Source organism: Paraflavitalea soli (assembly GCF_003555545.1).
Taxonomy (GTDB): Bacteria; Bacteroidota; Bacteroidia; order Chitinophagales; family Chitinophagaceae; genus Paraflavitalea; species Paraflavitalea soli.
Window position 1 is genome coordinate 4,133,901 of sequence record NZ_CP032157.1, and the last position, 13,034, is coordinate 4,146,934.

The 13,034-nt window shown below is 47.9% G+C and carries 11 protein-coding genes; 5 read left to right on the forward strand and 6 right to left on the reverse strand.

All coding sequences use genetic code 11. The features are described from left to right. The first annotated feature begins 33 nt into the window (after positions 1–33). Positions 34–975: a sterol desaturase family protein gene (locus D3H65_RS15305; RefSeq protein ID WP_119051149.1), complete on the forward strand. Its 942-nt coding sequence runs from the start codon at positions 34–36 to the stop codon at positions 973–975. A 291-nt stretch (positions 976–1,266) separates the two neighbouring features. After that, positions 1,267–4,146: an aminomethyl-transferring glycine dehydrogenase gene (gcvP, locus tag D3H65_RS15310; RefSeq protein ID WP_119051150.1), complete on the forward strand. Its 2,880-nt coding sequence runs from the start codon at positions 1,267–1,269 to the stop codon at positions 4,144–4,146. A gap of 261 nt (positions 4,147–4,407) precedes the next feature. On the opposite strand, the gene D3H65_RS15315 is transcribed toward gcvP, so the two are convergent. Further along, complete coding sequence (locus D3H65_RS15315; protein WP_119051151.1) at positions 4,408–5,139, reverse strand: DUF481 domain-containing protein; 732 nt, start codon at positions 5,137–5,139, stop codon at positions 4,408–4,410. 227 nt (positions 5,140–5,366) lie between these two features. Then, complete coding sequence (locus D3H65_RS15320) at positions 5,367–5,570, reverse strand: hypothetical protein (RefSeq protein ID WP_119051152.1); 204 nt, start codon at positions 5,568–5,570, stop codon at positions 5,367–5,369. 392 nt (positions 5,571–5,962) lie between these two features. On the opposite strand from D3H65_RS15320, the gene D3H65_RS15325 reads away from it, so the two are divergent. Beyond that, positions 5,963–6,532: a hypothetical protein gene (locus D3H65_RS15325; RefSeq protein WP_119051153.1), complete on the forward strand. Its 570-nt coding sequence runs from the start codon at positions 5,963–5,965 to the stop codon at positions 6,530–6,532. Between the two features lie 145 nt (positions 6,533–6,677). Next, complete coding sequence (locus D3H65_RS15330; RefSeq protein WP_211345690.1) at positions 6,678–8,060, forward strand: glycosyltransferase; 1,383 nt, start codon at positions 6,678–6,680, stop codon at positions 8,058–8,060. Positions 8,061–8,144: 84 nt separating this feature from the next. Here D3H65_RS15330 and D3H65_RS15335 read toward each other — a convergent pair whose 3' ends face one another. From D3H65_RS15335 to D3H65_RS15350, 4 genes are all read right to left on the reverse strand, one after another. Further along, complete coding sequence (locus tag D3H65_RS15335; RefSeq protein ID WP_119051154.1) at positions 8,145–8,888, reverse strand: DUF4397 domain-containing protein; 744 nt, start codon at positions 8,886–8,888, stop codon at positions 8,145–8,147. A gap of 267 nt (positions 8,889–9,155) precedes the next feature. Then, complete coding sequence (locus tag D3H65_RS15340; protein ID WP_162915651.1) at positions 9,156–10,280, reverse strand: T9SS type A sorting domain-containing protein; 1,125 nt, start codon at positions 10,278–10,280, stop codon at positions 9,156–9,158. A gap of 163 nt (positions 10,281–10,443) precedes the next feature. Next, entirely contained in the window at positions 10,444–11,178 is a 735-nt protein-coding gene (locus D3H65_RS15345) for a LytR/AlgR family response regulator transcription factor (RefSeq protein WP_119051156.1), read from the reverse strand. 160 nt (positions 11,179–11,338) lie between these two features. Then, complete coding sequence (locus D3H65_RS15350; RefSeq protein ID WP_211345691.1) at positions 11,339–12,229, reverse strand: polysaccharide deacetylase family protein; 891 nt, start codon at positions 12,227–12,229, stop codon at positions 11,339–11,341. A gap of 104 nt (positions 12,230–12,333) precedes the next feature. On the opposite strand from D3H65_RS15350, the gene D3H65_RS15355 reads away from it, so the two are divergent. Further along, a complete protein-coding gene (locus tag D3H65_RS15355; protein ID WP_119051157.1) occupies positions 12,334–12,999 on the forward strand; it encodes a J domain-containing protein in 666 nt (221 codons plus the stop codon). Positions 13,000–13,034 lie beyond the last annotated feature (35 nt).

Here is a 13,034-nt window from a genome sequence, read left to right on the forward strand (position 1 = left end):
CATTTAGCATCAGTTGCTTACTTTTGTCCCCGCATGGATTCATTACGGGAACAAATACTCATCCTTATCAGTACGCCGGTGTATCTTATCATCATTGGGCTGGAAGTATTATTGAGCAACTGGCGCCACCGTAAAAACTATACCTGGAAGGATACGGGCATCAACTGTTACCTGATGCTTATGAATGGTACGATCGACCTTTTATTCAGGGGCGCCTACCTGTTGATACTGGATTATTTTTACCGGCATAATATTTTTTCATTCAGTCATGTAGTAGTTTACTGGTTTATGCTGGTGCTGCTGGAAGATTTCCTGTATTACTGGTTACACCGTTTTGATCACGAGATACGCTTTTTCTGGGCGGTGCATGTTACCCACCACTCTTCAGAACACATGAACTTTACGGTAGGTTTCCGTTCTTCTGTGTTCCAGCCTTTGTACCGCTTTATCTATTTTATACCGCTGGCATTGATGGGCTTTTCGCCGATCGATATAGCATTTGTCTATTCTGCCACCCAGATATGGGGCATATTCGTACATACAGAACTGATCCGCAAAATGGGCTGGCTGGAACATGTACTGGTGACGCCCTCCCACCACCGGGTACACCATGCATCCAATGCCAAATACCTCGACAAGAACATGGGCATGTTCCTGATCATCTGGGACAAGCTGTTTGGCACTTTCCAGCCGGAACTGCCGGCTGAAGAATACCAGCCCATCAAATATGGTCTTACTACCAATATTGAGAAGGAAACGCCTGTAACGGTGGTCTTTCATGAATGGCAAAACATCTTCAAGGATGTGGCCCGCACTGATATTGGCTGGAAAGAGAAATGGGGATACATCTTCGGCCCTCCCGGCTGGAGCCATGATGGCAGCCGGCTTACCAGTGAACAAATGCGGGAAGTGGAAGACGGAAAAATGAGTACCGACCTGCAAGAAGAGCCTGTGGCGGTGAAAGCCAGTAAATAGCTGCTGGCTTTTAGCCGTTAGCTTTTAGCAGCACTACTCAGACCCACATTGGTGGCAAATGGCTAACAGCTAATACCTAAACCCTAATACCTCCTTGCTTATCAACGGTTTTCCCCATTTAATGCACCGGGTTGCACAAACACCTGTTCGTCTGGATTAATCGTAGTAACTTTGCAGCCTTTTAGAAGGGTTACCATAAGGTTTAAGGTCGATTCCGGGGTAGTCTTTTTCCTGCACCTCCAACTTTACACGGTGGCTCTCCTGCTTTAAAATTAGAAATTAATACTATATATGAGTCTGTTTGAAAAGCAAAACTCCGAGTTTATCCATCGCCATATCGGGCCCCATGAATCTGAAACGAGGCAAATGCTGAAGGCCATCGGTGAGCCGAGCCTGGAAGCACTCGTCAATAAAACAGTACCGCCTGCCATCCGCATGAGTAAGGCGCTGAATATTCCGGCGGCCATCAGTGAGCATGAATACCTTCAGCTGTTGAAAGATATCTCACTGAAGAATAAGACTTACAAGAACTATATTGGTCAGGGGTATTATGATAACATCGTGCCGAGTGTTATCCTCCGCAACGTATTTGAGAATCCAGGCTGGTATACACAGTATACACCTTACCAGGCCGAGATATCACAAGGCCGCCTGGAAAGCCTGCTGAACTTCCAGACGATGGTAGCCGACTTAACCGGTCTGCCGCTTACCAATGCTTCCCTGCTGGATGAAGCTACCGCCGCCGCTGAGGCCATGACCATGTTCTTCAACACGCTGAACAGGGATCATGATCATATTGAGCGCGCCAAATTCTTTGTAGACAATGAGACCTTCCCGCAAACCAAAGACGTGCTGGTTACCCGGGCTGTTCCTGTAGGTATCGAAGTAGTATTTGGCGATTACAAAACGGCCACCATAGACAAGAGCTATTTTGGTGCGCTGGTGCAATACCCCAACGATAAAGGGTCGATTGAAGATTACCGCAGCTTTATTGCCAGGGTACATGAGGCAGACGCTTTTGTGGTGATGACCACCGACCTGCTGGCACTGACGCTCTTAACACCTCCCGGCGAACTGGGTGCTGATGTAGCTTGCGGCTCTGCCCAACGCTTTGGTGTACCCCTGGGCTTTGGCGGTCCGCATGCAGCTTTCTTTGCTGCCAAGGACGAATTCAAACGCAATATCCCCGGTCGTATCATTGGTGTGAGCATCGATGCCCAGGGCGACCGCGCACTGCGTATGGCCTTGCAAACCCGTGAACAGCATATCAAACGCGAGAAAGCAACTTCCAATATCTGTACGGCACAGGCATTGCTGGCCAATATGGCTGCCATGTATGCCGTGTACCATGGTCCCGCCGGACTGAAGGACATTGCCAAGCGGGTAACTGTACTGGCCAATGCCCTGGCAGAAGAACTGCAGGCAGAAGGATACGAAGTACTGCACGACAATTTCTTCGACACCGTAGTGTTCAAAGTAGACGATGCAGCTGCCATACAAGCTAAGGCTGATGAAGCAGGCATCAATTTCCGTTATTACAATAAGAATCTGGTAGGCATCTCCCTCGATGAAAGCACCACGCTGAGCGATGTGCTGGATATCCTGCTGTTGCTGGACCAGCCCAATGAACATACTGTAGCCGGCTTCAGTGTAAGTGAAGATGCCGGTTTGTACCACCTGCCTACGGGCCTGACAAGGACCTCTCCTTTCTTAACGCATCCTGTGTTCAATACGCACCACAGTGAAACTGAGATGATGCGTTATATCAAGCAACTGGAAAATAAAGACCTTTCGCTTAATACCTCCATGATCTCCCTGGGTTCCTGCACCATGAAGCTGAATGCAGCCAGTGAAATGATCCCTTTAAGCTGGGCGCATTGGAGTAAGATACACCCGTTTGCACCAGCCAGTCAAACAGAAGGATACCAACAGATCATCACTGAACTGAGCGAATACCTTTGCCAGATCACTGCTTTTGATGCCTGCAGCCTGCAGCCCAACAGTGGTGCACAAGGCGAATACGCCGGTCTGCTGGTGATCAGGGACTATTTTGCAAGCCGTGGTGAAAGTCACCGTAATGTGATGCTGATCCCCATCAGCGCGCACGGTACCAATCCTGCCAGCGCCGTAATGGCGGGCATGAAGGTGGTGGTAGTGAAGGCACTGGAAAATGGCTATATAGATGTAGATGACCTCAAGGCCAAAGCTGCTCAATACAGCAAGGAACTGGCAGGCATCATGATCACCTATCCCAGTACCTATGGTGTATATGAAGAAACAGTAAAAGAAATTACCGATATCATTCACCAGCATGGCGGCCAGGTATATATGGATGGCGCCAATATGAATGCACAGGTTGGATTAACAGCGCCGGGCCTCATTGGCGCCGATGTTTGTCACCTCAACCTGCACAAAACATTTGCTATCCCGCACGGTGGCGGTGGTCCCGGCATGGGCCCCATTTGTGTTAAACAACACCTGGCTCCTTACCTGCCTGGTCACGTTTCTTTGGGAGGCAAGAACGCTGTTTCTGCCGCTCCCTATGGTTCTGCTTCCATCCTGCTCATCAGCTACGGCTATATCCGTATGTTGGGCCAGGAAGGCACCAAATTGTCTACTGAATATGCCATCCTGAATGCGAATTATATGCGCGCGAGGTTGCAGGAAGAATATGAGATCCTGTACACCAACCACAATGGCCAGTGTGCACATGAATTCATTGTAGACCTGCGTCCTTTCAAAAAATCGGCTGAAATAGAAGCGGAAGATGTGGCTAAGCGTTTGATGGACTACGGTTTCCACGCTCCCACCCTGAGCTTCCCTGTACCGGGTACTATTATGATCGAGCCTACAGAAAGTGAGAACAAAGCCGAGTTGGACCGCTTCTGTGATGCCCTCCTGAGCATCCGCGAAGAGATCCGCGCTATTGAAGAAGGAAAGGCCGATAAGAAAGACAATGCGCTGAAGAATGCACCGCATACGCAGTTTGTGATCACCGCCGATGAGTGGAAACATGGCTATACCCGCCAGCAGGCTGCCTTCCCGCTGCCTTATATCCGCAGCAACAAGTTCTGGCCTTCTGTAGCCCGTGTGAACAATACGCATGGCGACAGGAACCTGATCTGCACCTGTGAGCCGGTAAGCTCCTATGCTGAAGTGGAAGCGCAGTAGATTTATTGACTTTCAAATAATTACATACGTAAGAGGCTGTCTTCAACTGAAGACAGCCTTTTTATTTGCCTTCGATGTAGGTGGTCTAAAGGTAGTCGTAACTTCCATCTATCCTAGGTATATCTTAGGGTTATTGTAAGCTTTTCCTAAGGTTTTATCCCTACCATTACCCTAAGAAAACCCTAGGATGACCCTAAGATGACCCCAGGATGGGGCTATCTAAAGAGAAGGATCAGGCCTGCTAAACTCTAGGAAGGCTGCTTAAAAGTACTTTTCGGCGCTCAGGCCAAAGTTGACCAATAGATTCTCGCGGTTGGTGCGGCTCAGCTTATTGAAGGTAAGGGATGTGGTAAGGCTGAGCCATTTCCTAAGCTTGATGGAAAGGGCTGAATTCGAGCGGATAATGTAATCATCGAATCGGGCCAGAGAAGGTTGCCAGAAATGCACGCCTTCCAACAGGACCAGGTTATTGATGGCCCACCTGTATTTTATACGCAGTGAATTGCGTACGGTTTGGTAGCGATCATCAACGCCCTGGGGCAGGGTAAGATCGCTGGTTTCGTACAGCAGACCATCACTGACCACCAGCTCGGCCTGTTCCTTGTTGAAGAAATTATATCCTATACCGGCGCCTCCCTGCAACTGGTGGTTGATCTTGAGGGAATAGCTGGTGGTAAAAGTGACCAGGCCCCAATAATAGAGCCGCTGCCGGTTTTTGAGGTAATCGATATTGAGGGCAGTGGAAAAATCATTGTTGGTAAGCCTGCTCCCCTGCCGCCCATACACCCAGGCATTGCTGCTATTGATGGTGAGCTTTTCTTTATTGACCTGGAAGCCGAGCACATTGTTCAATACAAACGACCGGGCATCATTGGTCCGGTTGATAATACCTGCAGTAGTATATTTTAGATGGTAATGGGTGGAATCATTAAACTGTGCATCCGCATAACCACACACCAGGAGCACCAGGGCTACAATGATCATTCTTTTCATAACAATTTCCGCTTACAGCAGGTATGAGATCCTGCCGATATTTAATGACCGGCAAAGGTAAAGAATGAAAAAGGCCGGCTCAAAAGTTTTGAGCCGGCCTCTTCTCATGTAGCAGTTGGTTTTGATCTGGCACAAGTTGCCTGTTGCGGGTGTTGACCTCGTTACTTCCGGTCAGTATAAATAGTGCTGTTACCAGCACCATGTATACGGTATCCGGCTAGCGCTATTTATAATAATGAAATACCTGATTGCTTGAATTGCACACAAAATGGATATTCACGGGCAATTGCGTTGAGACGGCTAATCGTTTCCTCGTCGTGAGGAGCTGGTGTGGTTTTCTTTGCTGGTGCTTTTGCCTGTGTTTTGCCTTTGGTGCTCTTACCTGTGCTGGTACTGTCAGCTGGAAGGTAATTGTATTGAAGCTTTTTCATGCCATTAGATTTTATAGATTGACGTAATACTGAACAGATTTATACTGTGTACAGGGAAAACACTGACACATAGTTTTCAGTTAAGGGGACACGGGAGCAATACGTTTGGCAAAAAATCGGGAAGCTTTAAATATGGCAGGCGCTCAATGTTGACGGAGAAGAAAATATCGCTGCAATTTCATTCGATCTTTCCAAAGATAAATAAAAAAGAAATTAACCGATCACTTCGTAAAAAAATACCTGCTAAATACTGGTTAATATCATCCTCACAGTGAGGTAATTGGGGGCTGTCCCTTTGTGTACAATGTACAGCCCGGTGCATTGGCTGGCAGCCAGGCTGCCAATCCGGCTTTGGCACAAGATTTTAGCCCACCTGTTGTAAAAGCAGCAGTATGAAAAAAACAACGCCCGGCGCCAAAACCAGCTCTGCAAAACAAGAGCGCGCCCAACCAGCCAGGCCCCAGGCCATGCCTTCCGCCGACCTTACAGATCCACCGGAAGAGGAGGCTAAACTGCAGGGTGATGAAGCTACGCTCGATCTTCCCGAAGTAAAAGATATTCCTGGCCAGGAACATATTCATGTACCCCGCATGCGCGAGTTTGGGGATGTTACCGCCTCATCAGATGACGAAGAAGGCGGCAGTATCCTGGACGATCCGGAAGATGAAGATATCCAGGCAGACAGGGGTTCGAATGTATCGCAGGAAGAAGCCGCTTTATTAGCCGCAGCGGCAGATTATAACTCAGATGAAGATGACAAGATCATCCGGGCTACAGCGCTTGACAGCACGGATGAGGAAGGAGACCCGCTGAATGAAAAGGGATTCAGGAATGCTTATAGCGGCACTGATCTTGACGTGCCGGGCAGTGAGGACGATGATGCTGATGAAGCTATCGGAGAGGAGGATGAAGAAAACAATGCCTACAGCGTGGATGAAGAGAATGAAGATGACGAAAAATAAGGCCTCAGCCGGGTGACTGCCGGGTAATTCCACCGGCGCTTTCGTCAACTGGGAATACAGATAGGCCAGTTCATGCAGGCAGCCACCGGAAACATGATTGCTGGTTTTTAATATTGTTGTCGCAATCAATATTAAACCGGTTATCATGGAAAATAATAAGTATTACGGTTACACAGAAAATGGCAATGGGAAAAAGATCCTGTTTGCCTGTGTACCTGCGGACGGACATTTCAACCCGCTTACCGGGCTGGCCATGCATTTGAAAAGCATTGGCTATGATGTAAGGTGGTATACCTCCAACACGTATGAACAGAAGATCAATAAGCTGGGCATCCCCCACTATCCTTTTGTAAGAGCGCTCGACATCAGCGGGGGCAGTATTGAAGAAATATTCCCGCAACGTGAGCAATACAAAAGCCAGGTGAGCCGCCTGAACTTTGACCTGATCAATGTTTTCATCCTGCGCTCAACAGAGTATTATGAAGACATCCAGGATATCCATCAAACATTTCCCTTCGACCTGCTGATCGCTGATATTACCTTTTCAGCCATTCCGTTTGTGAAAGAGAAGATGGGTATTCCGGTGCTTGGTATCGGCATCGTTCCTTTAATGGAAGCCTCGCGCGACCTGGGGCCTGCCGGGCTTGGCCTTACACCCAATACGGGTTTCCTGGGCAGGCGTAAACAGGATATGATGCGCTTTATCGCCGACAATATTATCTTCCGCAAATCCAATAAAGTGATGCGCTCCCTATTCCGGACACATGATATAGATCCCGGCACTTCCAATGTATTTGATACGCTTACGCGTAAAGCCACCCTGCTGTTGCAAAGCGGCACGCCCGGTTTTGAATTTGAACGGAGTGACCTCGGCAGCAATATCCGGTTTATGGGCCCCTTACTGCCCTACCAGGCGCCTCAAAAGCACGGACGCTGGTATCATCCCAAACTGGAACAGTATGATAAAGTGATCCTCGTAACGCAGGGTACTGTAGAAAAAGATCCTGAAAAGATCATTGTACCTACGCTGGAGGCATTCCAGCATACAAAACACCTGGTGATCGCTACTACAGGAGGATCACAAACGGCGGAACTAAGGAAGCGATTTCCTGCCGAAAACATCCTCATTGAAGATTTTATTCCCTTTGATGATGTGATGCCGTATGCCGATGTGTATGTAACGAATGGCGGATACGGCGGGGTATTATTGGGTATTCAGCACCTGCTGCCACTGGTGGTAGGAGGTATTCATGAAGGCAAACTGGAGATCAATGCGAGGGTGGGCTACTTCAAGCTGGGTGTGGATATGAAAACAGAAAAGCCTACGCCTGCCAAAGTGAAAGAAAGTGTGGAAGAAGTATTGTCGAACGAGCACTACCAGCAGCAGGTGAAAAAACTGGCAGCGGAGTTTAACCGGTATGACCCTCATTTACTTTGTGAGCGATATGTAGCTGAAGTATTGCAACAGGGTAATTCAGCATTTGCAGGCAGGTCTACGATGAATCATAAGATTTTAATCGGAAATTAAACTCTGTCAGGTCGATAAACAAAGAGGATGTATTCCGGTAGAATACATCCTCTTTGTTTATGGAAAGAAGTTCATATTGTATGATTAATTGGCTGCTCTCAGGGCACCCACTGTCAATGCGTTGACTCCGGTGCCGCCGGTATTGCCTGCCAGGTAAATGGTATAAGCATTGCCGGAGATCAGGTTCACATCAGTAGCCGTTTTGGCGATGAGGCTATCGTTGCTGCTCAGTTTGACGGAAAAGATGTGGGAACCGGTTGTGGCAGGCTGGAATTGGTTATAAAAGCCGCTGAACTCATTATCTGCCAATACACGCTGGGTGAATACCTTGTTGTTATCGATATACACGTCTACAGGACCAAGCGCAGATACGGAGGGACTTGCATGAAAGAAACGGAAATAAGGTTTGTCCAGGGTAAGATCGGAGAAATCGTCTTCTACCAGCATAGCTTCTGCAGTAGCAGGTGTTCCCTGGTTGTTATACATAATGATGGTATAAAAACCGAGTGAATCGTATTGGGATAGTGGTATACTGGCCATTACACTGTCGCCGCCGGCTTTCTTGAAAGAAACAGAGAAAGCGCCTTTGTCAACGGCGGAATAGGCTTGTGATACACCACCTGCGCCAAAAGCATTGCTGGTTACTTTAGTAGTATTGAAATAGATATCTGTCGAAAATGCAGGTGGCTGGGTAGCCAATTGCATGATGGAGATATAGGCCTTAGCCGGCTGCGGCTGGGGATCAGTAGCCTTCAAACAACCTGTTATGGACATACCCACTACAGCAACCACACACCATAATAAAATATTAGCCTTACTTTTTTGCACTGTTTTAATGTTTTTTATCTTAATAATTGGGTTCACTGATCACCAGATCAACTATTTACAGGACAGCTATTTGACTACAATAATAGGAAAAGATTGCGCTTTTTAGCATACGGAATTTCCTGTAGGCTATTAAGACAACCATTGATCGGTTTTCGTTGCACGGGTAGCTTCCACAGCAACATTTCGGAACGCCCTCCAAGGTTGCCAAAAGCCTGCAACACACTATTTCACAGTCACTTATACTTATTCCAGGCTGGCCCGTAATGATCAGCGGGCAGCTTTAATGATCTTACGTACAATTACTGCTCCGGGATAGGTGATCTTCACAAAATAATTACCCGCGGCCAGGGTGGTAGCCAGCGAAACTGTTAAGACACCCGCGCGCTCCTGTTCCAGGTCCCTACAATAAACTATGCGGCCGGTACTTTCGCAGATCATGACAGAACGAGGTTTTTTACCGTTTTCCCAGCTTATCCGTACGATATCTGCGAAGGGATTGGGATATATGGTGAGGTTTGCTGCCTGCACCACCGGAGGCGTATATGGCTTGGTACTGGCATTTTGAACAGGTAATAAAGTCATCTCTGCACAGGAATTGCAATTCTGGAAAACATTGGCGGCTCCCCAGGCATTGGGCTTATTAGATCCCCCGGTAACGGAGGAATGGCTGGCACTAAGACAGACCAATACATAGGGATGATCGGTCAACGTATCGGCAAACTGAGATAGCTGGTATACGGACACACAGGCATACCCATCAGGAGCAACATAGGTATCCTTCACTTTATTGATGAGCACGGTTTGTTTGAGCTGGCTGGTGTGCCCCAGGCATACACTGCCGGCCACTGCATTGTTGTCGGTAATGATACCATGTACTTCAGCCAATCCATTGTTGACGAAGAAAGAAAAAGGATTATTGATCACGAGATAGTTAAAGGCCCTGCTGGAAGAAGTGGTAGTTACATTCATGAGTATATTGGGTCTTGCGGCAGTAGCATAAGGCCCTTCGAAAGAAAGATTGGAAGTGATCTCCAGCCTTCCATGGTTGTATATGGCGCAGCCGCCTCTCCATATCATACCGCCTCCGCCACCACCGGCGGTTAATTTAGCGCCGGGCCGTATGACAATGGTACCGGAATCAATATTGAGCACATTGATGGTAAGGTCGGTACAAACAATGAGGGTACCGCCACGCATGGTGAGCTGGCTGAAAGTAGCTGTTGGGCCATAATACCATTTTTTGGTACCGTTCAATAATATCTCATTGTCACTGACAGTGGCTTCTGTGCCGAGGCAGGCTTCCAGGGGAGGCGCTGTTTTACACTGGCTAAAGGATGAATGACATACTAGTTGCAGGAATGCAAGGATGAATAGCATAGCAAGGGCACGCATGGGTTGAGGGGTTTGAGGGTTTTCTACAGGGTAATCAGGTTCCCTGCCAAAATACCTTTTGCCCCTTGTGCCTGAAAGCAAAACCGTGTAAGCTGAACAATTGGGAGTGCGAGTTGAATAAATTGAGTAGTGAGGCTTCGACAGGCTCAGCCCGACATATGGCCTACTGCCCCAGCCACTTTTTGAACTCATTGACCTTTTCCCGGCTCACGAGGATATCTTTTTCCATAGTGGGATCGAGGAATAATTTCAGGCGGTTACCAAAATAAGGATGTATCTGTTCCACGCATTTAAAAGCGATAAGTAAGGAACGGTTAATGCGGAAAAAGAGTTGGGGATCAAGCATGGTTTCCAGTTCTTCGAGGGTATACTCTACCAGGTATTTCTGCCCATCGAATGTTTTAAAGAAGATAAAGCGTCCTTCAGAAAAAAAGTAAGCGATGGCGGCGGTTTCAACAGAAGCAAATTTCTGCCCTTGCTTCACGAGGAAGCGGGTTCTCCAGGCAGTAGTCATGCCTTGCAGGGTAGTAGTAGTAGTTTGTGTGGGTGGTAATATCTCAGTGTAAGCTTCTTCCAGGTAACGGTTCATAAAAGCCGCCGGCAACAGGTGTTCCAGGTGACCGATGCGAAAAGCGTAAAAAGTAAATTGATCAGACTGTACAGTGAAGATGACGGTGGCATTCATTTTACCCTGTGAGAGATCAACCACCTGGTATTCTTTTACAGCGTCTTCACTCATCAGGATAATATCGGGAACACCATGCTGTTCCAGCCAGTGGGCAGAGGCAAAGATAGCCGGAACGGTGCCAATGATATGAATGGATTGATCTATCCTCTTCAAAGCCCGTTCCAGTTTCCTGACAACGCGCTTTTCTCCCTCTACAACTAATACCTTCATGATTCTACACTTTATCGGTTGAGAAATATCGTAGCCTTCTACGGCCGACAAATGTAGAGAACCGCTTTGCGGTAAAAAGGTCGAACGTTATAAACAGTCAATCAGAAAGAATAAACCGAATGAATCAGGGGATGAACCGTATTACTTTTTTATAGCAGTTTTAAAAGCTCTTTTTTATCCAGGATGATAAGGTAGCGGGTTTCCAGGCACCGGGTACAATGATGCGCCTGATGGTATGCAGGGGATCATTTACATCACGCTTGCCCGACAATTGAAAAGCCGCGATCATGCCGCGTTGCTTTAATTGCGGGATGGCCTGTGGATTCCATAAGCCAAAAGGATATGCAAAATAACTGATCGGTTTACCGGTAATGGCTTCCAGTTGTTTGGACGGCTTCTCGATCTGTGTAACCCAATCCTGTCCCTGGTATTGCTTCACATTGTGGTGATCCCAGGTGTGCGACCCGATGGTGTTACCTGCATCGGACAGTTCTTTTACCTGTTCCTTACTCATATAGCGGGGCCTTCCCAGGGAAACGGTCATGACAAAGAATACACCTTTAAAGCCATGCTTATCCATTTCAGGTTTGGCTACGGTAAATTGTTCCAGGTCGGTATCGTCAAAAGTGAGCATGATCGGTTTCGATGGCAATGCCGCGCCTGTAGTGAGGTAAGCGTATAACTGATCGGGCAGGATGGTATGGTAACCACTATCGGCCAGCATTTGTAACTGGTCGCGGAAAGTCTGCACGGGTACGATATAGTTCTGGGCTGTTTTAGAATCTGTTTCGCGCCATTCGCGGATCTGGTGATAACAAAGAATAGGCACTTCCTTGCGGGCCATTACAGTAGCAGCGTCCACCTTAACAGGAGTAACAGGTGTTACCGTAGCTGGTTTCGTTTCAGCAACAGGAGCAGCGGCCCTGGTGGCAGCCGGCGGCGCGGCAATGGCTACATTGGTATCGGGTACGGACTGGCAGCTAACTGCAAACAGCATGGAAGCTACTACAGAAATATTCCTGGCAAAAAGATAGGGGGCTGTGGTTTTCATAGCGTTTTGAGAATGGGGTATAATCCGTTTTTTAGAACGGCAAACTTAGGTTTTTGTTGTCTCATTCTGTAAGACAAATACGCAGTATTTTCGCGTGGTTATATATGCAGCTAAAAGACTACTATAAGACGCTGGAAGTGACGCCGCTGGCCACCCCACAGGAGATCAAGCGATCTTTCCGCCGGCTGGCATTGAAATACCATCCCGACAAGAACAATGATGACCACCTGTCGGCCGCACTTTTCAGGGAGGTGCAGGAGGCCTGGGAAGTGCTTTCGGACCCGAAGCAACGGGAAGAATACAATTACAAACGCTGGTACAACCGCAGTGTTGGGGAAGCTTTTACAGAACGCGCGCTCACACCCGCCGGCATACTGGCCGAATGTGAACGGCTGAAGCAGTATGTGGTATCGATGAATATCTTCCAGGTGGATTATGATGGGTTGAGCTATCATATCCGCCAGTTGCTGAGTGATAATAATATAGGCATCCTGCAACAATTTGATGATACCGGCACCAAGCGTGCTGTGAACAAGGCTTTGTTAAAAGCAGCAGAACCGCTGCCCCTCTCCTACCTCCAACCCATTGCCTCGCTGCTGGTGAAACTGGCCGGGCAGGACGAATCGATGATCAGCGAGGTGGCAGCAGCGGTACAGCAAAGAAAACGCCGCGCCTCCTGGGACAAATACAAATGGGTGGTAGTACTATTGATAACGGCTGCCATTTGCTGGATCATGTATATGGTGGGCAAAGCAGGACCAGGCCGTTAAAGTCCCTTTTTTTGATCACCCCAATTCATGTTGCC